The organism is Mesorhizobium sp. WSM4807 (assembly GCF_055811615.1).
On record NZ_JBVVQY010000006.1, the window covers coordinates 59,657 to 81,788 of the forward strand.

20 protein-coding genes are annotated in these 22,132 nt (G+C 62.0%); 8 read left to right on the plus strand and 12 right to left on the minus strand.

The genetic code is table 11. The annotated features are described in order from the left end of the window. Positions 1-175: 175 nt before the first annotated feature. The 4 genes from uvrA (at position 176) to AC0L3N_RS09805 (ending at position 5,682) form a co-directional block, all read left to right on the plus strand. On the plus strand, positions 176-3,097 hold the full coding sequence (gene uvrA, locus AC0L3N_RS09790; RefSeq protein ID WP_473547375.1) for an excinuclease ABC subunit UvrA: 2,922 nt from the start codon (positions 176-178) through the stop codon (positions 3,095-3,097). Between the two features lie 33 nt (positions 3,098-3,130). Then, entirely contained in the window at positions 3,131-3,583 is a 453-nt protein-coding gene (locus AC0L3N_RS09795; RefSeq protein ID WP_473547377.1) for a GNAT family N-acetyltransferase, read from the plus strand. Positions 3,584-3,627: 44 nt separating this feature from the next. Beyond that, positions 3,628-4,434, plus strand: coding sequence for a DUF72 domain-containing protein (locus AC0L3N_RS09800; protein WP_473547379.1), 807 nt, complete (start codon positions 3,628-3,630; stop codon positions 4,432-4,434). A gap of 96 nt (positions 4,435-4,530) precedes the next feature. After that, entirely contained in the window at positions 4,531-5,682 is a 1,152-nt protein-coding gene (locus tag AC0L3N_RS09805) for a GGDEF domain-containing protein (protein WP_473547381.1), read from the plus strand. 40 nt (positions 5,683-5,722) lie between these two features. Here AC0L3N_RS09805 and AC0L3N_RS09810 read toward each other — a convergent pair whose 3' ends face one another. From AC0L3N_RS09810 to urtA, 6 genes are all read right to left on the minus strand, one after another. After that, positions 5,723-5,899 carry a hypothetical protein gene (locus AC0L3N_RS09810; RefSeq protein WP_473547383.1) on the minus strand — a complete coding sequence of 59 codons (177 nt, stop codon included), beginning with the start codon at positions 5,897-5,899 and terminating at the stop codon, positions 5,723-5,725. Between the two features lie 456 nt (positions 5,900-6,355). Then, entirely contained in the window at positions 6,356-7,051 is a 696-nt protein-coding gene (gene urtE / locus AC0L3N_RS09815) for an urea ABC transporter ATP-binding subunit UrtE (protein ID WP_473547385.1), read from the minus strand. A gap of 69 nt (positions 7,052-7,120) precedes the next feature. Next, on the minus strand, positions 7,121-7,867 hold the full coding sequence (gene urtD, locus AC0L3N_RS09820; protein WP_473547387.1) for an urea ABC transporter ATP-binding protein UrtD: 747 nt from the start codon (positions 7,865-7,867) through the stop codon (positions 7,121-7,123). Positions 7,868-7,870: 3 nt separating this feature from the next. Further along, complete coding sequence (gene urtC, locus AC0L3N_RS09825) at positions 7,871-9,100, minus strand: urea ABC transporter permease subunit UrtC (RefSeq protein ID WP_473547389.1); 1,230 nt, start codon at positions 9,098-9,100, stop codon at positions 7,871-7,873. After that, a complete protein-coding gene (gene urtB, locus AC0L3N_RS09830; RefSeq protein ID WP_473547391.1) occupies positions 9,097-10,713 on the minus strand; it encodes an urea ABC transporter permease subunit UrtB in 1,617 nt (538 codons plus the stop codon). The genes urtC and urtB overlap by 4 nt, the downstream gene beginning before the upstream one ends. A gap of 124 nt (positions 10,714-10,837) precedes the next feature. Next, the gene (gene urtA / locus AC0L3N_RS09835; protein ID WP_473547392.1) at positions 10,838-12,148 is read right to left on the minus strand and encodes an urea ABC transporter substrate-binding protein; all 1,311 of its coding nucleotides are present in this window, start codon (positions 12,146-12,148) and stop codon (positions 10,838-10,840) included. 301 nt (positions 12,149-12,449) lie between these two features. Here urtA and AC0L3N_RS09840 point away from each other — a divergent pair, with 301 nt between their 5' ends. Further along, a complete protein-coding gene (locus AC0L3N_RS09840; protein WP_473547394.1) occupies positions 12,450-12,845 on the plus strand; it encodes a hypothetical protein in 396 nt (131 codons plus the stop codon). A gap of 67 nt (positions 12,846-12,912) precedes the next feature. Here the strand turns inward: AC0L3N_RS09840 and AC0L3N_RS09845 are convergent, their stop codons facing one another. The 3 genes from AC0L3N_RS09845 to AC0L3N_RS09855 form a co-directional block, all read right to left on the minus strand. Next, positions 12,913-14,484, minus strand: coding sequence for a GMC family oxidoreductase (locus AC0L3N_RS09845; protein WP_473547396.1), 1,572 nt, complete (start codon positions 14,482-14,484; stop codon positions 12,913-12,915). 47 nt (positions 14,485-14,531) lie between these two features. Then, on the minus strand, positions 14,532-15,080 hold the full coding sequence (locus tag AC0L3N_RS09850) for a gluconate 2-dehydrogenase subunit 3 family protein (RefSeq protein ID WP_473547398.1): 549 nt from the start codon (positions 15,078-15,080) through the stop codon (positions 14,532-14,534). Positions 15,081-15,159: 79 nt separating this feature from the next. Then, entirely contained in the window at positions 15,160-15,555 is a 396-nt protein-coding gene (locus AC0L3N_RS09855; RefSeq protein ID WP_473547401.1) for a VOC family protein, read from the minus strand. A gap of 365 nt (positions 15,556-15,920) precedes the next feature. On the opposite strand from AC0L3N_RS09855, the gene AC0L3N_RS09860 reads away from it, so the two are divergent. Further along, entirely contained in the window at positions 15,921-16,226 is a 306-nt protein-coding gene (locus AC0L3N_RS09860) for a ribbon-helix-helix domain-containing protein (protein WP_123145784.1), read from the plus strand. On the opposite strand, the gene AC0L3N_RS09865 is transcribed toward AC0L3N_RS09860, so the two are convergent. Together AC0L3N_RS09865 and cckA are read right to left on the minus strand one after the other, a co-directional pair. Next, complete coding sequence (locus tag AC0L3N_RS09865) at positions 16,223-16,933, minus strand: purine-nucleoside phosphorylase (protein ID WP_123145783.1); 711 nt, start codon at positions 16,931-16,933, stop codon at positions 16,223-16,225. The two genes, AC0L3N_RS09860 and AC0L3N_RS09865, sit on opposite strands and share 4 nt — an antisense overlap. A gap of 85 nt (positions 16,934-17,018) precedes the next feature. Next, entirely contained in the window at positions 17,019-19,589 is a 2,571-nt protein-coding gene (gene cckA, locus AC0L3N_RS09870) for a cell cycle histidine kinase CckA (protein WP_473547403.1), read from the minus strand. A gap of 300 nt (positions 19,590-19,889) precedes the next feature. Between cckA and AC0L3N_RS09875 the strand changes: the two genes are divergently transcribed. Beyond that, positions 19,890-20,627 (plus strand): flagellar biosynthetic protein FliO, encoded by a 738-nt coding sequence (locus tag AC0L3N_RS09875; RefSeq protein WP_123145781.1) that lies wholly within the window; start codon positions 19,890-19,892, stop codon positions 20,625-20,627. A gap of 101 nt (positions 20,628-20,728) precedes the next feature. On the opposite strand, the gene dksA is transcribed toward AC0L3N_RS09875, so the two are convergent. Beyond that, positions 20,729-21,145 (minus strand): RNA polymerase-binding protein DksA, encoded by a 417-nt coding sequence (gene dksA, locus AC0L3N_RS09880; protein ID WP_006202025.1) that lies wholly within the window; start codon positions 21,143-21,145, stop codon positions 20,729-20,731. Between the two features lie 263 nt (positions 21,146-21,408). Here dksA and AC0L3N_RS09885 point away from each other — a divergent pair, with 263 nt between their 5' ends. After that, positions 21,409-21,912, plus strand: a complete 504-nt coding sequence (locus tag AC0L3N_RS09885; protein ID WP_473547406.1) for a SixA phosphatase family protein — start codon at positions 21,409-21,411, stop codon at positions 21,910-21,912. The last annotated feature ends 220 nt before the right edge of the window (positions 21,913-22,132 follow it).

Here is a 22,132-nt window from a genome sequence, read left to right on the forward strand (position 1 = left end):
TCAGGAGCGTGTTCGGTCTTTGTTCTTTCCGCTTGCCCGCCCGCGCGAAAGACGGTTAAAGGCTCTGGTCGAGAGTTGTGGCGTCTCTCGAAAAGGTGACGAAATTACCTACATAGGGGATGGCCGGGACAACCCGCCATCCCATGAGATTCCAGATCTGAGGCGGCGACCGGCGATGGCCGACCATAAATATCTTTCCATTCGCGGCGCGCGCGAACACAATCTGAAGAATGTCGATCTCGACTTGCCGCGTGACAGCCTGATCGTCATGACCGGCCTGTCGGGCTCCGGCAAGTCGTCGCTCGCCTTCGACACCATCTATGCCGAGGGCCAGCGCCGCTATGTCGAGAGCCTGTCGGCCTATGCGCGGCAGTTCCTCGAAATGATGCAGAAGCCTGACGTCGACCAGATCGACGGCCTGTCGCCGGCTATCTCAATCGAGCAGAAGACCACTTCGAAGAACCCACGTTCGACAGTCGGCACCGTTACCGAAATCTACGATTACATGCGGCTGCTGTTCGCACGCGTCGGCATCCCCTATTCGCCGGCCACCGGCCTGCCGATCGAGAGCCAGACGGTGTCGCAGATGGTCGACCGCGTGCTGGCGGTCGAGGAAGGCACGCGTCTGTTCATCCTGGCGCCGATGGTGCGCGGCCGCAAAGGCGAATACCGCAAGGAGCTGCTGGAACTGCAGAAAAAGGGTTTTCAGCGCGTCAAGGTCGACGGCGTCTTCTACGAAATCGCCGACGTGCCGGCGCTGGACAAGAAATACAAGCATGACCTCGACGTCGTCGTCGACCGCATCGTCGTGCGCGGCGATCTGGCGACGCGGCTTGCCGATTCCATCGAAACCGCGCTGAAGCTCGCAGATGGGCTGGCGGTGGCGGAATTCGCTGACCGGCCGCTCGACGGCAGCCAGACCGGCGAGGATTCAGTCAACAAGTCGAAGAACGAGACGCACGAACGTATTCTCTTTTCGGAGAAGTTCGCCTGCCCGGTGTCCGGCTTCACCATTCCCGAGATCGAGCCTAGGCTGTTCTCCTTCAACAACCCGTTCGGCGCCTGCCCAACCTGCGACGGCCTCGGCAGCCAGCGTGCCATTGACGCCAGCCTGGTCGTGCCAGACGACAATCTGTCGCTGCGTGCCGGCGCCGTCAGCCCATGGGCGAAATCGACCTCCCCCTATTACGTGCAGACGCTGGAGGCGCTGGGCAAGGCGTATGGCTTCAAGCTCGGCGACAAGTTCCGGGATCTGACCGAAGAGGCAAAGCAGGCCATCCTGCATGGCACTGGCGAGCGCGAGGTCACTTTCCAGTATGATGACGGCCTGCGCTCCTACAAGACGACCAAGACCTTCGAAGGTGTCATTCCCAATCTGGAGCGGCGCTGGAAGGAGACCGAATCGGCCTGGATGCGCGAAGAGATCGAGCGCTTCATGTCGGCCACGCCTTGCCCGGCCTGCCGCGGCTACCGGCTGAAGCCGGAAGCGCTTGCGGTGAAGATTGCCGGCAAGCATATCGGCGAGGTTACCGAGCTGTCGATCCGCAAGGCCGACCAATGGTTCACCGAGCTGCCCGGGTCGCTCAGCGACAAGCAGAACGAGATCGCCGTGCGCGTGCTCAAGGAGATCCGCGAGCGGTTGCGCTTCCTGAACGATGTCGGGCTCGACTATCTGACGCTGTCGCGCAATTCCGGCACGCTGTCGGGCGGCGAGAGCCAGCGCATCCGGCTGGCCTCGCAGATCGGCTCCGGCCTGACAGGGGTGCTCTATGTGCTGGACGAGCCGTCGATCGGCCTGCACCAGCGCGACAATGCGCGCCTGCTCGACACGCTGAAGCATCTGCGCGACATCGGCAACACGGTGATCGTCGTCGAGCATGACGAGGACGCCATCCTGCATGCCGACTACGTCGTCGATATCGGCCCGGCTGCCGGCATCCATGGCGGCCACATCATCGCCCAGGGAACGCCGCAGCAGATCATGGCCAGCCCCGCCTCGATCACCGGCAAATATCTGTCAGGCGAGCTCGAAGTGGCGATGCCGGCGGTGCGGCGCGAGGCCAAGAAGAACCGGCGCCTGAAGATCGTCGGCGCGCGCGGCAATAATTTGAAGAACGTCACCGCCGAAATCCCGCTCGGCACCTTCACCGCCGTCACCGGCGTGTCCGGCGGCGGCAAGTCGACCTTCCTGATCGAGACGTTGTTCAAAGCAGCGTCGCGCCGCATCATGGGTTCGCGCGAGCACCCGGCCGAGCACGACCGCATCGAGGGCCTCGAATTCCTCGACAAGGTCATCGATATCGATCAGTCGCCGATTGGACGGACGCCGCGTTCCAATCCCGCCACCTACACCGGCGCCTTTACGCCGATCCGCGACTGGTTCGCCGGCCTGCCCGAGTCCAAGGCACGTGGCTATCAGCCGGGTCGCTTCTCGTTCAACGTCAAAGGCGGCCGTTGCGAGGCCTGCCAGGGCGACGGTGTCATCAAGATCGAGATGCACTTCCTGCCGGACGTCTACGTCACCTGCGATGTCTGCCATGGCAAGCGGTACAACCGCGAGACGCTCGACGTCTTGTTCAAGGGCAAGTCGATTGCCGACGTGCTCGACATGACGGTCGAGGAGGGCGTCGATTTCTTCGCCGCCGTGCCCGGCGTACGCGACAAGCTGGAGACGCTGAAGCAGGTCGGCCTCGGCTACATCCATGTCGGCCAGCAGGCGACGACGCTGTCGGGCGGCGAGGCGCAGCGCATCAAGCTCGCCAAGGAACTGTCGCGCAAGGCGACCGGCAAGACGCTCTATATCCTCGACGAGCCGACGACCGGCCTGCATTTCCACGACGTCGCCAAGCTCTTGGAAGTGCTGCACGAGCTGGTCGACCAGGGCAACACGGTGGTCGTCATCGAGCACAATCTCGAGGTGATAAAAACCGCCGACTGGGTGCTCGATCTCGGTCCCGAAGGTGGCGACGGCGGCGGCGAGCTGGTGGCGTCAGGCACGCCGGAGGACATCGTCCGCGAGAAGCGCAGCTACACCGGCCAGTTCCTGCGGGAATTGCTGGAGCGGCGGCCCGGAGGCAAGCGCGAAGCGGCGGAGTGAGTGAGGACTGGCTGGCGTTGGAAGAACCTTCAAATGAAGATCAGAAGAGCGCTTGCTGAGGATCTCACCACAATCGTCCGGCTGAACGAAGCCGCCTATGCGCCTTACACCACCTTGCTTGGCGCCCCGCCGATCCCGGTCACCGAGGACTATGCGCCGCGGATCGAACGCGGCGAGGCCTGGCTGCTGGAAAGCAGCGGCGAGCCGGCCGGACTGATTGTCCTCGAGCGGCACCCAAACCACACGATGATCTTCTCCGTCGCCGTCGGCCCTGCTTTCCAGGGCAAGGGTTTCGGCATCGCACTGCTCAAGTGGGCGGACGAACAGACGCGCCTGTGGCATTTGCCCGAGGTGCGGCTCTACACCAACGCCAGGATGGAACGAAACATCGCGCTCTACAAAGCCTATGGCTTTCACGAAACGGGTCGTCGGCCCAATCCATACCGGCCAGTATGGACCATCGTCGACATGGCGAAGACGGTTTGAGACGATAGCAATCGCCTGATTTTTTACAGACCGGGAGGACGATAATGACTCAATCAGGAACAATCCGCGCCGGCATGGGCGGCTGGACCTTCGAGCCATGGGACGCGTCCTTCTATCCGGACAAGCTGTCCAAGGCGAAACAGCTGCACTACGCTACCCGGCACGTGCCGAGCATCGAGGTCAACGGCACCTATTATTCGAGTTTCAAGGAGCCGACCTTCGTCAAATGGGCTAACGAGGCGCCGGACGGTTTTGTCTATTCGCTGAAAGGCAACCGCTTCGTCACCAACCGCCGCGTGCTCGGCGAGGCCGGCGAGTCGATGATGCGCTTCCTGGGGTCGGGCGTCGCCGCACTCGGCGACAAGCTCGGGCCGATCCTGTGGCAGTTCGCGCCGACCAAAAAGTTCGATCCGGACGATTTCGAGGCCTTCCTCAAGCTTTTGCCTGAAAAGCAGGACGGCGTTGCGCTGCGCCATGCGGTGGAGGTGCGCAACGACAGCTTCGTCGTGCCGGAATTCGCTGCCCTGGCGCGCAAATACAAGGTGGCGATCGTCTACGCCGACCACGCCAAATATCCTGCGATCGCCGACATCACCGGCGATTTCATCTATGTCCGGTTGCAGACCGGCAGCGATGATAATCCCGACTGCTACACGCCAAAGGCGCTCGACGAATGGGCGGCACGGGCAAAAACCTGGGCGGAAGGCAAGGCGCCGGCCGACCTGCCGCGCACCGATCCGTCAACCGACGCACCGGTCAAACCGCGCGATGTGTTCGTCTACTTCATCACCGAGGGCAAGGTCCGCGCGCCGTTCGGCGCCATGGCGCTGATGAAGCGCGTCACCGGCTGACAACGTCGAATCATGGCATCTTCACAGCCGTCGTAACCTTATCGATACCTCCTTGCTGCATGAATTCGCGGAGCTGGGGCAGCCGCGGGTTAGGGCATGTCGCTCGACTACCACTCACTTCTGCTGGCTGTCGGTTTTTCCGCCGCCTGCCTGAGCCTGACGTTGTTCGGCATCTGGCTGACCGCGCGAACTGAAAAGTTTCTGCTGACGTGGTCGATCAGCGCGTTGTTGGTCGTCGGCGACGTATTCATATACGAGGACTATATCGAGACGCCCGGACGCATCCTCGGCATCGCGACCTTCGCCTTGCTCCTGGTTGGGTTCTCGACCATGCTGGGCGCCGCCTACCAGTTCAGGTCAGGCCAGTCGCCGATCCCGCTGACGGTACTCGGCAGCTGCATCTCGCTTGCCCTGGCGCTGCCGCCGATGGCGCTCGGATATGACGGGCTCGGCTTCATATTCGAAAATTTCCTTGCCGCCCTGCTTCTGTTTGCAACGGCCTATCAGTACTGGGTCGGACGCGCTGAAGCTCCTGTCCCGATCATCGGCCTTACCGTGCTCTACTCGGCCACCGGCATTTCCTTTGTGCTGTGCGCCATGGCTCTTGCATGGGATGGGAAGCTTGTCCTCGGGCATGCGCCCAGCAACTGGGCGGAGGATCTGAGCCTCGTCGTCGTCATCGCCAGCATAACCGGCATCGGCGCCCTTTCGCTGGCACTCAACCAGGGCCGTCCGGCCCGATATCACCGTCTGGACGCACTGACTGATCCGCTGACCGGCCTGCTCAATCGCCGCGCGCTGTTCGATCTCAATGGCGGCGCCCCGATCGGGGCTTTCACGGCGGTGGTCGTGTTCGACCTCGACGGCTTCAAGGCCATCAACGACGAGTTCGGGCACGCCACGGGCGATCAGGTGCTGAGAGTGTTCGCCGAGGAACTGGTCGAGAACCTTCGCCCCACCGATGTCGCCGCGCGCATGGGCGGAGAGGAATTCGCGCTGGTTCTGAAGCGCACCCTGCCCGAAGCGGTGGAGTTCACCGCCGAGCGTATACGCACCGCCTTCGCCGCGCGCGTCATCGAGACCGAAACCCGTCCCCTGACATGTACGGTCAGCGCCGGATACGCTTTCGGCAGCAAGGACGGCATGAGCTTTGACAAGGTGCTCAGCGCCGCCGACAAGGCGCTCTATGCCGCCAAGCGTGGCGGTCGCAACCGCGTCGCGGCCTCGACCTTCCGACGCGCAAGTTAGCCACTTGGCGGTATAGCGCGTCCGCCCCTTCCGTCAGCCCTCACGCCGCCGTCACGACCTCGTTGTAGGTATCGAGATCGACGTAGAAGACCTTGGTGATCTCTGCAATCAGCTCGTCGCGGTCGTATCCTTGCGATTTCAGAATATTGATGGCGGTCATGATGTCGACGCGCTCGGTGAGCCGTCGTTTCTGGTAGTCCTCGACGTAACGTTCCATCGGCGTCCCTGGCCCAAGTGCCCCAAATGCGTCGAACAAAAATCGGATCGCAGGAAGGGGTTGCTTGCACAGAACGTGCCGGCTGAGCCCACGCCTCACCTTGATCCGTCAACGAGACTGATACGGAAAGCGGCCGACTCAACAAGGCCAAATAAAGCCTAGCATGCAATCTTCAGCGCGCCAGAGGCGTTCAGGAAAGACTGAGCGGCTTTCGTGATTTCGTCATCCTTGGGCGCAGTGACGCGAAGCGGAGCGAAGACCCAACGCTGTAACTTCAGAGCATCGCCACAGTGCAGAATCCAGGATGGGGGGAGAACGGCTTCTATTCTTGACCGCTGCACTCTTCGGCGGATGTCACGGCATGGATCCTGGGCTCTGCGCCGCGTCGCTTCGCTCCTTGCTTCGCCGCAGGATGACGAGGGGAGAGATGGTTCGGCTAATCTCGAGGGTCTGCGATTAAACGGTCAGGAACTTGCGAACATCCGCCCGGTCGAGATCCTCGGCCGGGCCGGTGTGGACGATCTGCCCGCGGTCCATGATGTTGACCTCGTCTGCCAGTTCCCGGCAGAAATCGAGATACTGTTCGACCAGCAGCACGGCTATGCCGGCCTGGTCGCGCAGATAGCGGATGGCGCGGCCGATATCCTTGATGATCGACGGCTGGATGCCCTCGGTCGGCTCATCGAGCACCAGCAGTTTCGGCCGCATCACCAGTGCCCTGCCGATGGCAAGCTGCTGCTGCTGGCCGCCGGAAAGATCACCGCCCCGGCGGCCGAGCATCTGCTTCAGCACCGGAAACAATTCGAAGACATGGCCGGGAATGTTGCGGTCGGCGCGCTTCAATGGCGCAAAGCCCGATTCGAGGTTTTCCCGCACGGAGAGCAGCGGGAAGATCTCCCTGCCCTGCGGCACGAATGCGATGCCCGACCGGGCGCGATCATACGCCGCGCTCCGGTCGAGCGCCTTCCCCTCGAAGGCAACGCTTCCGCTCGTCAGCCGGTGGTGGCCGACGATCGATCTCATCAAACTGGTTTTGCCGACGCCGTTGCGGCCGAGCACGCAGGTGATCTTGCCCGCGCCGGCCTTCAGCGAGACGCCACGCAGCGCCTGGGCGGCGCCGTAGTGCAGCGTGGCATTGGAGACTTCGAGCATGGTCAGCGCCTTCTCCAACGCCTGAAGAACGAAAGGTCGAAATGATGGAACGGAACGCGCCAGACCATATCATCTCCCCAGATAGACTTCGACGACACGCTCGTCGGCCGATACGAAATCGAGCGAGCCTTCGGAAAGGACCGAACCTTCGTGCAGGCAGGTGACCTTGACGCCGAGCTCGCGCACGAAATGCATGTCGTGCTCGACGACGACGACCGAGTGGTCGCGCGCAATATCCTTGAGCAGCCGCGCGGTCTCCTCGGTCTCGGCGTCGGTCATGCCGGCGACCGGTTCGTCGACCAGCAGCAGCTTCGGATCCTGCGCCAGCAGCATGCCGATCTCGAGCCATTGCTTCTGTCCGTGGCTGAGATTGGCGGCGAGTTCATCGCGCTTGTCGCCCAGCCGGGTGATGCCGAGGATATCGTCGATCTGCCGCACTTCCGCGGCCGAACGGCGATGGAACAGCGCCGGGAAGATCGAGCGTGGGCCCTTCAGCGCCAGCATCAGGTTCTCCTCGATCGTGTGGCTTTCGAAGACGGTCGGCTTCTGGAATTTCCTGCCGATGCCCATCATGGCGATCTCGGCCTCGTCATGTTTGGTCAGGTCGACCTGGCCGTCAAAGAAAACCTCGCCCGCGTCGGGCCGCGTCTTGCCGGTAACGATGTCCATCATCGTGGTCTTGCCGGCGCCGTTGGGACCGATGATTGCCCGCATCTCGCCCTTGTCGAGCACCAGCGACAGATTGTTGATGGCGCGAAAGCCGTCGAAGGAAACCGAGACGCCGTCGAGATAGAGGATGGTGTTGCTCTTCGACATCGCTCACTCCGCCGGCTGCGGTTCGGGGCTGGATGCCGACCAGTCGCCGGGCGTCCTCGCGGCACTGCGAACGATCTTCGGCGCCGGGACATCCGGATCGGTGCCGGCTTCCTCGGCGGTCGAGGCCGCACGCAGCGCCTTGGCATTGCCGCGCCAGGAATCCCACATGCCGACAATGCCCTTGGGCAGGAACAGCGTTACGGCGACGAACAGGCCGCCCAGCGCAAACAGCCAGAACTCGGGCAGCACGCCGGTGAACCAGGATTTGCCGGCATTGACCACAAGCGCGCCGATGATCGGCCCGACGATGGTGCCGCGCCCGCCGACGGCCGTCCACACCACGACCTCGATCGAATTGGACGGCTCGAACTCGCCTGGATTGATGATGCCGACCTGCGGCACGTAGAGCGCGCCGGCAATGCCGGCCATGACAGCCGACACGGTGAAGGCGAACAGTTTGACGTTCTCCGCGCGCCAGCCGAGAAAGCGCGTGCGGCTCTCGGCGTCGCGCACCGCCATCAGCAGCTTGCCGTATTTGGAACCGACGATTGCCCAGGTGACGAAGACGGCGAGCGCCAGCGTGACGGCGCTGGCCGCGAACAATGCCGAGCGTGTCGCATCCGCCTGCACGTTGTAGCCGAGAATATCCTTGAAATCGGTCAGGCCGTTGTTGCCGCCGAAACCCATGTCGTTGCGGAAAAACGCAAGCAGCAGGGCATAGGTCATCGCCTGGGTGATGATCGACAGATAGACGCCGGTGACGCGGCTGCGGAAGGCGAACCAGCCGAAGACGAAGGCGAGCAGGCCGGGCACCGCAAGCACCATGATCGCGGCAAACCAGAACTGGTCGAAACCGTACCAGAACCACGGCAATTCCCTATAGTTCAGGAACACCATGAAGTCCGGCAGCAGCGGATTGCCGTAGACGCCGCGCGAACCGATCTGGCGCATCAGATACATGCCCATCGCATAGCCGCCGAGCGCGAAGAAAGCGCCGTGGCCGAGCGAAAGGATGCCGCAATAGCCCCAGACGAGATCGAGCGCCAAGGCGAGCAGCGCGTAGCAGAGATACTTGCCGGTGAGCGCGACGACATAGGACGGCACGTAGAACGCACTCGTCGGCGAGACCGCAAGATTGAGCAGCGGCACGATGAAGGCGACCGCCAAAAGGATGAAGATCGTGATCGCGATGCGGCGGTCGGCGCCGGCGGCGAAGAAGCGTCCCGTGATCATGCTTCCACCGACCTGCCCTTCAGCGCGAAAAGGCCGCGCGGGCGCTTCTGGATGAACAGGATGATGAGGACCAGCACGACAATCTTGCCGAGGACTGCCCCGGCATAGGGTTCAAGGAATTTGTTGACGATGCCGAGCGAGAAGGCGCCGACCAGCGTGCCCCAGAGATTGCCGACGCCGCCGAAGACGACGACCATGAAGCTGTCGATGATGTAGCCGCGGCCGAGATTGGGCGAGACATTGTCGATCTGGCTGAGCGCGACACCGGCGATGCCTGCAATGCCGGACCCCAATGCAAAGGTCAGCGCGTCGACCCATGGTGTCCTGATGCCCATCGAAGCGGCCATGCGGCGGTTGGCGGTGACGGCGCGCATCTGCAGGCCCCAGGGCGTGCGCTTCATCACATAAAGCAGCACCGCGAACACGCCGAGCGCGAATACCAGTATCCAGAGCCGGTTCCAGGTCACGGCGAGCTGGCCGATATCGAACGAACCCGACATCCATGACGGGTTGCCGACCTCCTGGTTCGTCGGCCCGAAGATGGTGCGCACGGCCTGCTGCAGGATCAGCGAGGCGCCCCATGTCGCCAGCAGCGTCTCCAGCGGCCGGCCGTAAAGGAAACGGATCACGCCCCGCTCGATGACAAGGCCGACAAGCGCCGCGACCGAGAAGGCGAGCGGCAGTGCGATGACCAGCGACCAGTCGAACAGGCCGGGAAAGGAGCTTCGGATCACTTCCTGCACGACAAAGGTCGTGTAGGCGCCGAGCATGACCATTTCGCCATGCGCCATGTTGATGACCCCCATGACGCCGAAGGTGATGGCGAGACCGATCGCCGCCAGCAGCAGCACCGATCCGAGCGAGATGCCGTACCAGATGTTCTGGCCCGCATCCCACAGCGCCAGCGTCGAATTGATGTTGGCGATCGCCGCCGTCGCCGCGTCCTTGACCGCGCCTTCGGAATTGGCCTCGACGGCGGTGAGCAGGGACAGTGCGTTGCGATCGCCGCGCGCGCCGATCAGGGCGATCGCTGCGAGTTTGTCGGCCTCCGGCCTGTCCGACACCAGAACCGATGCGGCGCGGGCCTGTTCGAGCAGCGCTTTGACGCTTGCCACGCTCTCGCTGGTGATGGCGGCATCGAGTGGCTCGATGTTTGTGGCATCGGGCGTCTTGAACATGGTGTCGGCGGCAGCAATGCGCGCGGCCGGATCTTTCGCGCCGAGCGTCAGCGTGCCCAGCGCATCGCGGATGGCGCGGCGCAGCGTATTGTTGACCTTGATCTTGGTGATCTCGCCCTTGGCCGCGTCGCCGGATTTTTCACCGCTCAGCGGGTCGAGCAGCGCAACGCTGCCGCCACCTTCCTTGCCGATGAAAACCAGCGAATCGGCCTTGCGGACGTAAAGATCGCCCTCCGCAAGCGCGCCAAGCGGGCGTTCGACGGCAGTATCACCGGTGGCCGCGAGCTCGCGCACGACAGCTTCGGTGGCCGAAAAATTCGAGGCAGTGGCAAATTTGGCGATGATGGCGCGCAGATCCGCTTCGGCAGCGTGCGACGGCGACAGCATCCCCAGGAGGAGCAGCAGCGTCAGGCCGATCGCGCGGGTGAAGATCATCGTTTCTGGCGACTCTTGAAGGGTTGAACTTCGCGTCCGGGCGGGCTGGAGGAGAGGAGGAGCTCGCCCGGACGCGTCGCGGTCTGGGTCGTGGAGAAATCCACGACCGTCAGACCCGGGAGGATCAGTTGGTTCCCTTGCCGCCACACTTGCCGGTTGCAACATTGAAGTTGCCGCAGGACAGAGGCGCGCGCCAATCGGAGATCAGGTCCTTCGAATCAGCCAGATAGTCAGACCACTCGTCACCCATCACCAGGCCAGGCGTCTGCGAGACGGTCTCGAACTGGCCGTCGGCCTGGATTTCGCCGATCAGCACAGGCTTGGTGATGTGATGGTTCGGCATCATGGTCGAATAACCACCGGTCAGGTTCGGCACCGAGACGCCGATCACGGCGTCGATGACCTTGTCAGGATCGGTGGTGCCGGCCTTCTCAACCGCCTTCACCCACATGTTGAAGCCGACATAGTGGGCTTCCATCGGGTCGTTGGTGGTGCGCTTGTCGTTCTTGATGAACTTGTGCCAGTCGGCAATGAACTTCGCATTCTCGGGCGTATCGATGCTCTGGAAATAGTTCCAGGCGGCGAGATGACCGACGAGCGGCGCGGTGTCGAGGCCGGCAAGCTCTTCCTCGCCGACCGAGAAGGCCATGACCGGGATGTCCTCGGCCTTGATGCCCTGATTGCCGAGTTCCTTGTAGAACGGCACGTTGGCGTCGCCATTGACGGTCGAGACGACGGCGGTCTTCTTGCCGGCCGAGCCGAACTTCTTGATCGCCGAGACCTCGGTCTGCCAATCGGAGAAGCCGAACGGCGTGTAGTTGACCATGATGTCTTCAGCAGCGACGCCCTTGGCCTTCAGATAGGCTTCAAGGATCTTGTTGGTGGTGCGCGGGTAAACATAGTCGGTGCCTTCAAGCACCCAGCGCTTCACCGAACCGCCGTCCTCGCTCATCAGATAGTCGACGGCCGGAACAGCCTGCTGATTCGGCGCCGCGCCGGTGTAGAACACGTTGCGCTCGCTCTCCTCGCCCTCATACTGGACGGGGTAGAACAGGATGTTGTCGAGCTCGCTGAACACCGGCAGCACCGACTTGCGCGACACCGAGGTCCAGCAACCGAACACCGCCGCGACCTTGTCCTTGGAGATCAGCTCGCGCGCCTTTTCGGCGAACAGCGGCCAGTTCGAAGCCGGATCGACGACGACCGCTTCGAGTTTCTTGCCGAGCAGGCCGCCCTTTGCATTCTGCTCTTCGATGAGCATCAGCATGGCGTCCTTCAGCGTCGTCTCCGAAATCGCCATGGTCCCCGACAGCGAGTGGAGAATACCCACCTTGATCGTGTCGTCAGCCGCCCTGGCCGGGACGCTCATCAGCAGGCCGGCCGTAACCGCGCCTGCCGAAAGCATTTTTGTGATTGTCGAGAAACTGCCCCTCATATTTCAAACTCCCTAGCTGGTTGATCGCATCGCAAACAGACCATGCAACGGCTGTGCCAACCGCGGGAGCAAAATTAAGTGGGCTTGGATTTCCCAGCCCTATCAGCCGGTTAATATATTAGCCGCCAAAGATAAGCGCCGCCGCCGGTGCTCTGCCTGGAAAAAACTCCCCCACTCTCGCCTAATTTTTGATCACTCGCGAATTAATGCGCCAATTTTGAGCAGAACCAGATCAAAGACAGCGAACCGTTGCAGCGCAGCAGGAAAATGGGGCAAGTTCGATCTTCAAAAGAGCGACGTCATGGCCTCCAGGATTTCTTGTATTTTCAGCACCATGCTTCTGGTTGCGGCCACCGGCGGCGCACGCGCCGACTTCACCGACGGCAAATTGCCGGACGGCACCTATCACTGCGAAGTCTATCTGCTTGGCATGTTCCTCAGCCTTGGCGACATCACCATCAAGGGAAATGTCTATAGCGGCCCGGTGATCTTCGGAACCGCCCGGCAGGGCTACAACTATCAGATGGATGCAAACGGCGAGATTACCTGGTTGGGTCCGTTGGGCGGCTATACGACCGGCGGCAACTCGATCTCGCTCACACAAGCCACCCTGGACGGTCAAACCAGCCCGTCCTTCGACATCATCATGAAGCAGCCTGACGGCGCCTTCACCGCCTCGACCTGCACAAAGCGTTGAACAGCCTACAGGAAGAGGCGCGAAACCTTGCGAGGTTTCGCGCCAGCAGGCAGTCGGGAGGGTATGGCTAAATGCTCTTGGCCGACATCTGTTCGGCGATATAGTCAGCCTGACGGATCGCCAGCGACACGATCGTCAATGTCGGATTTTCAGCGCCGCCGGTGGTGAACTGGCTGCCATCCGACACGAACAGGTTCTTGATGTCGTGCGCCTGGCCATGCTTGTTGACGACGCCGTCGGCCGCCTTCTCGCTCATCCGGTTGGTGCCGAGATTATGGGTCGACGGATAGGGTGGCGTCGGGAAGGTCCGCGTCGCCCCGACCGCCGCGTAGAGCGCCGAGCCCTGCTTGTAGGCGTGGTTGCGCATCGCCGTGTCGTTGGCATGGTCGTCGAAATGGACGTCCGCCACCGGCATGCCGTGCTCGTCCTTGATATCGGCATGCAGCGTGATGCGGTTTTCCTCGCGCGGCATGTCCTCGCCGACGATCCACATGCCGGCCATATGGTCGTAGTGGTCGAGCGCCGTGGTGAAGGAACGCCCCCAGCCGCCGGGATTAAGGAAGGCGGCCATGAACGGCAGGCCGAGCGACAGCGTCTCCAACTCGTAGCCGCCGACGAAGCTGCGCGAGGGATCGTTGCGGGCTTCGTCGCGGATGATACCGGCCATGGTGGTGCCGCGATACATATGCACCGGCTTGTCGAAGATGCCGTAGACCGAGCCCGTGGTGTGGCGCATGTAGTTCTTGCCGACCTGCCCCGACGAATTGGCAAGGCCGTCGGGAAACTGGCTCGATGCCGAATTGAGCAGCAGCCGCGGGCTCTCGATCGAATTTCCCGCGACGGCGACGATGCGGGCCTTCTGTTCCTGAAGTTTGCCGTCCTTGTCGGCATAAACGACGCCGGTCACCTTGCCGCTGGGATCGTGGTTGATCTTGATCGCCATGGCGTTTGGCCTGACCTCGAGATGGCCGGTCGCCTCGCCCTTGGGAATTTCGCTGTAGAGCGTCGACCATTTGGCGCCCCATTTGCAGCCCTGGAAGCAGAAGCCGGTCTGCTGGCAGGCATTGCGGTCGTCGCGCGGCTCGGAATTGATTGCCATCCGGCCGGTGTGGCACTCCTTGTAGCCGAGCTTGTCGGCGCCGGCCTTCATCACCTTGAAGTTGTTGTTGCCGGGAAGGCCCGGGATGTTGTTGGTGAGCGTCACGCCTAGTCTGTCTTCGGCCTTTGCGTAGTAGGGCTCCAGCTCGGCAAGCGTGATCGGCCAATCGAGCAGGTTCGCGCCTTCCAGTTTTCCGTAGGTCGAAAGCGTTCTGAATTCATGCTCCTGAAAGCGCAGCGAGGCGCCCGCCCAGTGCGTGGTCGAGCCGCCGACCGCCTTGACGATCCAAGCCGGCAGATTGGGGAAATCCTTCGCCACCCGCCAGTCTCCCGAGGTCGTGCGCTTGTCCGTCCAGGCGAGCTGGGCGAATGAATCCCACTCGTCGTTGATGAAATCCTCATATTCGTGGCGGGCGCCCGCTTCCAGGATGACGACATCGATGCCCTTCTGCGCGAGTTCGTTGCCGAGCGTGCCGCCGCCGGCGCCCGAGCCGATGATGACGACCACGCCATCGTTCTTGAGATCAAATGGTGCTGCCATGGTTTCCTCCCGTGATATCTGTTGTGTACGGTTTGGGACGATGGGGCTCAGAGCCACTCGATGTCGTCGAACCCGCGCGCCATGTAGCCGCCCTTGGAGTAGGACTCGCCCTCGTAGCCGAAGATCGGCCAGACCTCCTTCTGGTTGTAGAGGCCGACGACAAGCCCGCCGCGGACTGCCTGGAAGAACGGCGTGTCCTCGATTTCTCTCAGCACGGCAACGCGCTGCTCCTCCCAGCCGAGACCGGTGTAGCCGCCCTTGCCCGACTTCACGTCGAGATCGGCAATGCCCTTTTCGATAAGATCTTTGTGGGTGGGGTCTTTCCCGGCCTGCTCATCGTGGGCCTTGACGGCGATTGCGTAATATTTGTCAGGCACTTGATCGTGCGGGTAGATGTCACGCGCCATCTGGATCAGGGTCGCCATGGTTTCGGGCTTGAGCGCGGATGTCTCAAGACCCCAGGCATGTTCCGGGCTGATGACGGCGCTGCCTGAAATGACCAGCAACGCGCCGACACCGCCGCGCTTCAGAAGCTCGCGGCGCGATAGGCCGGGCTTCTTTTCATGGGCCGGCTTTCTCTCATAAATCGTGACCATTTGTTCCTCCCTTGCTTGCTATCTGCACCCGAAGGTGCCCTGGCTGGCGCCGCGCTGGCCGGCGCGGCCGTAATGTCTCCTATTTGAACCGGCCCTGACGCTGCAGGACCTCGATCTTGTAGCCGTCGGGATCCTCGATGAAGAAGAAGCGCGCGAGCAGCGCTCCGTCGAGGTTGAACTCGACGATCTTCTTCGGGGCGAGGCCAAGCGCGCCGAGCCGGTCATGTTCGCTGTCCAGATCGGCGACCGAAACCGCGAGATGGCCGTAGCCGTCGCCGAGCGCATAAGGCTCCTGGCGGCCCTTGTTGACGGTGAGCTCGACCTCGAACTCCGCCTCGGCATTGCTCAGATAGACGAGCGTGAAGGTTTCGAAATCGAGCCGTTCAGCGACGTCCAGCCCAAAGGCTTTCCGGTAGAAGTCGATGGACCGGGCCTCGTCCAGAACCCGGATCATGGTGTGGATCGTCTTCGCCAAATGACACTCCGTCGCAGCAGCGCCTTGTGCGCGTCGGCGTGATTATGCGCGGTTTGCGGCAGAGGTGGTGGCAGCCGATTACCACGCGCTAATCTAACGACGGGGTGGCAAACCGCTAATGCATGTCGCGCAAAAGTGCGCAGCGGTTTTGCGATAACGACATGCATAAGAACGAGGCCTAAAAGCGCGTCGCATGAATCCATTCAAACGCGACGCGCTTTTAAGGACGAAAGTCCGATTGCTGTTTTCCGCTTTCCAGCTGAAGATAATTTGCCACGATAGGCACTGCTCAAAGGCGCGAGTCGCTGCTGATTGCGCCTAAAATCAACAAGAATGGCCAAGACCAATAAGAACGGGAGGTAACGATGTGCAGGGTTTTTGCCGGGCAGGATCCGGAGGGCTACCGGCAGATCAATCGATCGATCCGCATCGACGGGCACTCGACGAGCATCCAACTCGAGGCGACGTTCTGGGCATTGCTCGACGAGATCGCCGACAGCCAAGGTCTGACGACGCCGAAATTCATCTCGAAGCTTTATGACGAGGCCATCGAGATCAATGGCCAGATTCCGAACTTCGCCTCGATGCTGCGCACGACCTGTGCTCTCTATCTGCGTGGCCATCGGCCGGGCATCGAAGAACACTCGGCCCCGAAACGGGAAGCGGCTTAACTTTCGATCGCAACATCGAGTGCCAGGCGGGTCATATCGGTGAAAAGCGCCTGGCGTTCGGAATAGTCGGTTTGCTCGCCGGTCACCACATTGTCGACGACAGTCAGCATCGACAGGGCCCGGGCGCCGAAATGCGCGGCGATGCGATAGAGCGCACTGGTCTCCATATCCACGGCCAGCGCGCCCTGTGCCTGTGCTTCGGCGAAGCGATCGCGCCCCTGGGGATGATAGAATATATCGCTGCAGATGGTCAGCCCGGCCTGATGTTCGATGCCGATTTCGGCAGCCCGCGTCAATGCCTGGGCATAAAGGGCCGGATCGGGGCCGGCATCAGCACCGTAGAGCCCCAAGACCTGGCCGCTCTCTGCACTTTCACCCCGCACCGACTGCGAGATCACCAGGCTGCGCAGTTTAACCGCCGCCGTCAGGGCGCCACAGGTGCCGGTGCGGATCAGTGTCCTCACGCCATGGAAGTCCAGCAATTCATGCGCGTAGATCAGGAATGACGAGACGCCGATGCCGGTGGACTGGATGCTGACGGGCTTGCCGCGAAACAGGCCGGTAAAACCGAGGGCCTCCCTTCGACGATTGACGCAGCGCGGCGCCTCCAGAAAGGTTTCCGCCATCCATTCGGCACGCTGCGGATCGCCCGGCAACAGCACTGTTGCGGCATAATCACCTTTGCCTGCCTCGTTGTGCGGCGTCACGGCATGCTCCCCCAAAACCCGCCGCCCGTTTCGCCATAATCATGGCAGTCTCACGCCATTTCGCAAGTGCGAGAATTAGTATGCCCTAAGATTCCAGCACATCCTTGACGATTGTGGCCAGTTGCTTGAGCGAAAACGGCTTCGGCAGGAAACCGAAATGCGCGTCTGCCGGCAGGTTCTTGGCGAACGCATCCTCGGCGTAACCGGAAACGAAGACGAATTTGATGTCGGGTTGCCGCTTGCGCAGTTCGCCAAGCAGCGTCGGCCCATCCATCTCAGGCATCACCACGTCGGAAACGACAATGTCGACCTTGCCGTCGAGCGCCTCGAAGACTTCCAGCGCCTCGACGCCCGAGGACGCTTCGTGGACGGTGTAGCCGCGCGACGTCAGCGCCCGCATGCCGCCCATGCGCACGGCATCCTCGTCCTCGACGAGCAGCACCGTGGCCGAGCCCGACAGATCCTTGGCTGCGTCGGCGATCTTTGCCGGTGCGACCGGCGCCTCGCCGGGCTCGCCTGCCTTTCTCGCCTCAGCAATGTAGCGCGGCAGGAAAATGCGGAACACCGATCCCTTGCCGACCTCGGAATCGCAGAAGATGAAGCCGCCTGTCTGCTTGATGATGCCGTAGACCATGGACAGGCCGAGGCCGGTGCCCTTGCCGACCTCCTTGGTGGTGAAGAAGGGTTCGAAAATCTTCTTGAGGACTTCGGGGGCGATGCCGCTGCCGGTGTCTTCGACTTCGACCACCACGTAATCGGCCGGCGCAAGTTCGCGGTAGGGAAGGCTTTCGCTCTCTTCTGTCGTCACGTTCCGGGTGCGCACGGTGAGGTCGCCGCCGGCCGGCATCGCATCGCGCGCATTGACCGCCAGATTGACCACCACCTGCTCGAACTGCCCGATGTCGACCTTCACCGGCCACAGATCGCGGCCATGATCGACCTTCAGCTTGATGTCGCTTCCGACCAGGCGGGCCAGCAGCATCCGCAGATCGGCAAGCACGTCGGTCAGGTTGAGCACCTCCGGCCGCAGCGTCTGCTTGCGCGAGAAGGCCAGAAGCTGCCTCACCAGCGAAGCCGCCCGGTTGGCGTTCTGCTTGATGTTCATGATGTCGGGGAAGGACGGGTCCGACGGGCGATGGTTGGTCAACAAAAGGTCCGACGCCATGATGATGGCGGTCAGGACGTTGTTGAAGTCGTGTGCGATGCCGCCGGCAAGCTGGCCGACCGCCTGCATCTTCTGGCTTTGCGCCATCTGGCCCTCGAGCGCCTTCTGCTCGGTGGTCTCGACGGCATAGACGATGGCCGATTCTTCGGCGCCCTCGCCGGTGCCGTCGGCGACCGCGTTGACGTAGAAGCGCATGTGCCGTTCTTCATTGCCGGGCAGCAGCGTATCGATCGGTTCGATGTCGGCCTGCCTTTGTCGCGCTTTTTCGAACGCCGCGGCAAAGGCGGGCCGGTCGCGCTCATGGATCACCGTGTCCAGCCGCACGCGCCGATCGACCGCGTCCCCGTCGACGACGGAGGAAAACAGCGACAGGAAAGGCGCGTTGGTGCGCAAGATGCGCCCACTGTTGTCGACCGCCGCTATTGCCATCGGCGTCGAATTGAAGAAGCGGGTGAAGCGGATCTCCGAGGCGCGAAGATCGGCGGAAGCGTCCTCGCCTTGCGTCCGGTTGAGCACGATGGTGCGCGTCGGACCGTTGACACCCTCGCGGCTGGCCGAGACCCTATGCATGAAACGCACGGGCAGCGCCTCGCCTTTCACCGTCGTCAGATCGAGATCGATGACCGCATTGCGCGTGGTGCCGGGATCGGCCTTGACTGAGCGGACCAGCGCCATGCCGTCGCCGGCGACGATCTCCGGAAGCGTAACGGCACCAGGTGTGAAGCTCGTCAGGTCGATGCCCAGCCACTCCGCCAGCGTGGCGTTGATATAGGTGACGCGGCCTTCCTGGTCGGCCGAAAAGAAGCCGGCCGGCGCATGGTCGAGATGGTCGATGGCCTCCTGCAGATCAAGGAAGAATCGCTCCTGCTCGGCCCGTTCTTCCGAGATGTCGGCGAGTTGCCAGGCGAGCAAGGGCAGCCGCTGGCCAGGGACGCTGAAGGCGCGGGCACGGGCGCGATACCAGCGCGCGCCCGGCTCGGCGCCGGGTCGAATGGATTGCGCAAGCCGAAACTCTCCGTCGCCGGGCTGGCCGTCGCGCAGGCCGGAGGCGAGCCGGTATATGGTCACCGAGGCCTCGGGAACGTCGGACAGCAAACTTTCGACCGTCTTGAGATCCGCCGCGGACGCGGCGCCCGTCATGTCGGCATAGGCCCGATTGGCGTAGACGACACGACCCTTGGTGTCCGTGACCAGAAGACCTTGCGACATCGAATCGACAAACGCTTTCGATAGCTCGTCACTCGTCGAGCGCGGTGTGATCTGCACGAAGCCGATGGCGGTCGCGAACAGGAAGCCGACGCCGATCATTGCCAGCACACCAAGCATTCCGAGCAGGAATGGATCGCCAAGACGTTCGCGGAAAAGGCCGAAGACGATCGCGGCGCCGGTCAGGACGACGATGAAGACGATGAGCCGGGTGACCGCACCCGGTCGCGTGTTCTGGTCGACGATCGGTACCGGATAGAAATCGCCGCGCGCTTCCTTGGCCATATGCCCCCTGCTCGTGAAATCCGGTACTTGCCCCTGCCCGGTTGAATCACATTCTCAGGGTCCGGAAAAGGCCTTGGCGGCAAATGTCCGCTAAAAATGACGCCCGTTCTGCGCCACCAACTTGCTGAAAATCCAGTGTGGTGGATTTGAAGTGGGAACGCTGACGCACTCAATTCGCAGGAACTTCAAATCCACCAGATTGGCGTTTCAAGCTGTTCAAGAAGCGCGAAAGGCAACTTGCAGGGGCGTGCCGCAACAGTCTAGTGTCACTTTTCTTCGAAAGCCGATACGGGGGCACTAATGCAAGGGCTGGATAGCGTTTTAGGTCCTTATGCCGCGGAAATCCTGTGGACGCTGGTCGCGCTTGTCCTTCTGGCCATTATTCTCCTGATCATCAAGCTGGTCCGCAATCTGACCTTTGGAACATTCGTTGCCGGTGGCAGGAACCGCAAGACGCGCCTGGCCGTCATGGACGCCACCGCTGTCGACAGTCACCGCCGGTTGGTGCTGGTGCGCCGCGACGACATCGAGCACCTGCTGTTGATCGGAGGCCCAACCGATGTCGTCGTCGAACGCGACATCCGGCTGTCGGCGCTGCGCCGTCCTGCACTGACCGGAGATAGCGGCGGCCATCAGCCGGCACCGCGGCCGCGCGCGCCTCAACCGGCTCCTGCGCCAATGATGCAAGCACCGCCTCCGCAGCCGGTAAGCGCGGCCCCGACGCCTGTCCGGCCCCATCAGACCGCACTGGCGCCAGCGCCGAAGCCAGGGCAAAGCCATGAATCGGCGACCATCACGCCGCTGCCCGCCTACGGATCGGCGAACGCCACTGCGTTTCGACAGGCGCCATCGCCGGCAAGACAGGATTCCCCGCCAAAGCAGGATTCTATTGACGATACGCTGATGAGGGAGCTCGAGGTCTCGTTTGATGACCCGCACCCCACCAAGCCGGAGAGCAAGCCGGCGGTAAAGGCGCCGTCGTCTCTCGATGACGAGATGACGAAGCTTCTCGGCGAGCTTTCCAGCCAGAAAAGATAACCGGCCAGAAACCGGGGCAGCGAACAGCTAACAAAAAATGGCCGGAGACCGGCCATGACAAAATTCGCTATCGGCTGCTTTTTAGGCGCTCCGCCTGTGCTTCAGTCGTCGCGGTAGACCTTCTCGCGGCGCTCGTGGCGCTCCTGCGCCTCGATCGACAAGGTCGCGATCGGACGCGCATCGAGCCGCTTCAGCGCGATGGGCTCGCCGGTTTCCTCACAATAGCCATAAGTGCCTTCATCAATGCGCTGAAGCGCGGAATCAATTTTTGAAATGAGTTTTCGCTGGCGATCGCGGGCGCGAAGTTCGATGGCGCGGTCAGTTTCCGAAGAGGCGCGATCAGCGAGATCGGGGTGGTTGGCGTTTTCCTGCTGCAGGATTTCGAGAGTTTCGCGCGCTTCGCGCAGTATGTCGTTCTTCCAGGTGACGAGCTTCAGGCGAAAGTAGGATTTCTGCCGTTCGTTCATGAACGGCTCGTCTTCGGAGGGTACGTAATCGGCAGTAACGATGTCGTTCATTCGACTCACCCAAACAGCCCCAATTTTGGCGCCTATATATTCGCGGACCGAATGCTGCACAAGCGTAATCGACGACAGTTTCACGCAATTGTTAATGTCGGGCAAAACGGTATTGGCCGCATCATTCGCATGAAGGGCACGACCGAATTCGCGTATGATTTGTTGGGTTTGAAAGGTGCCGGCCATTGTGCATAAGGCCGTTCTCATGGCTAATCCTGCAGCGCCTTTGGCGAGTTTCGGTGTTTGGCACAAGCGAGGGGCCGGTGAGCAAGCTCTATCTGTTGAGGCATGCCAAGGCCGGATGGGCCCTACCCGGCATGCGCGATTTCGATCGTCCGCTCGACGCATCCGGCATCGCCGACGCCGAAACCATGGGTGCGGCCATGCGGGCCCGCAGCTACATTCCGGACCTCACCCTTTGCTCCAACGCAAAGCGGGCGCGCCAGACGCTGGAAGGCCTGGCAGGCCACACCGATACAGGCCGGGTCCTGTTCTTGGACACGCTCTATAGCGAAGACGCCGCCAGTTATCTCTCGATCATCCGCGGCAATGGCGGGCCAGGCTCGCTGCTCGTCATCGGCCACAACCCGATGACGGAAGATCTCACTATCGCGCTTTCGGGCGATGGCGACGAGGCTGCGAGGGGAATTCTGAACCACGGCTTCCCGGCCTCCGGACTCGCGGTCGTCCGTTTTCCAGGCAGTCTTGCCAACGCCGCGCAAGGCACCGGCTATCTCGAAGCCTTCGTGACGCCGGCCGATCTCTGATGCCATTTCAACCTAGCGTGGTGGATGCGAAGTTCCTGCCATTTCAAAAGCACACTACAGCGCCGCGCGTCCTCTTGGACGCGCAAAGGACGCTGCAGAACTCAATTTTGCGCATGATCTTTCCGAGCCTATGGTTCGGGTTCATGCGCGAATTCAATGATTTGCTGGTGTGGCTTAGATTCCGAAATTCGCTCACTGCGCTGCCCCAAGGTACTGCGAA

Bases quoted from the DNA above. Each gene is read 5' to 3' on its own strand.
- AC0L3N_RS09795 (WP_473547377.1), top strand. From the start codon at position 3,131: ATGAAGATCAGAAGAGCGCTTGCTGAGGATCTCACCACAATCGTCCGG.
- urtC (WP_473547389.1), bottom strand. From the start codon at position 9,100: ATGATCACGGGACGCTTCTTCGCCGCCGGCGCCGACCGCCGCATCGCG.
- AC0L3N_RS09850 (WP_473547398.1), bottom strand. From the start codon at position 15,080: ATGGTCACGATTTATGAGAGAAAGCCGGCCCATGAAAAGAAGCCCGGC.
- AC0L3N_RS09805 (WP_473547381.1), top strand. From the start codon at position 4,531: ATGTCGCTCGACTACCACTCACTTCTGCTGGCTGTCGGTTTTTCCGCC.
- urtD (WP_473547387.1), bottom strand. From the start codon at position 7,867: ATGTCGAAGAGCAACACCATCCTCTATCTCGACGGCGTCTCGGTTTCC.
- AC0L3N_RS09800 (WP_473547379.1), top strand. From the start codon at position 3,628: ATGACTCAATCAGGAACAATCCGCGCCGGCATGGGCGGCTGGACCTTC.
- AC0L3N_RS09840 (WP_473547394.1), top strand. From the start codon at position 12,450: ATGGCCTCCAGGATTTCTTGTATTTTCAGCACCATGCTTCTGGTTGCG.
- dksA (WP_006202025.1), bottom strand. From the start codon at position 21,145: ATGAACGACATCGTTACTGCCGATTACGTACCCTCCGAAGACGAGCCG.
- urtA (WP_473547392.1), bottom strand. From the start codon at position 12,148: ATGAGGGGCAGTTTCTCGACAATCACAAAAATGCTTTCGGCAGGCGCG.
- AC0L3N_RS09845 (WP_473547396.1), bottom strand. From the start codon at position 14,484: ATGGCAGCACCATTTGATCTCAAGAACGATGGCGTGGTCGTCATCATC.
- AC0L3N_RS09860 (WP_123145784.1), top strand. From the start codon at position 15,921: ATGTGCAGGGTTTTTGCCGGGCAGGATCCGGAGGGCTACCGGCAGATC.
- urtB (WP_473547391.1), bottom strand. From the start codon at position 10,713: ATGATCTTCACCCGCGCGATCGGCCTGACGCTGCTGCTCCTCCTGGGG.
- cckA (WP_473547403.1), bottom strand. From the start codon at position 19,589: ATGGCCAAGGAAGCGCGCGGCGATTTCTATCCGGTACCGATCGTCGAC.
- urtE (WP_473547385.1), bottom strand. From the start codon at position 7,051: ATGCTCGAAGTCTCCAATGCCACGCTGCACTACGGCGCCGCCCAGGCG.
- AC0L3N_RS09875 (WP_123145781.1), top strand. From the start codon at position 19,890: ATGCAAGGGCTGGATAGCGTTTTAGGTCCTTATGCCGCGGAAATCCTG.
- AC0L3N_RS09810 (WP_473547383.1), bottom strand. From the start codon at position 5,899: ATGGAACGTTACGTCGAGGACTACCAGAAACGACGGCTCACCGAGCGC.
- uvrA (WP_473547375.1), top strand. From the start codon at position 176: ATGGCCGACCATAAATATCTTTCCATTCGCGGCGCGCGCGAACACAAT.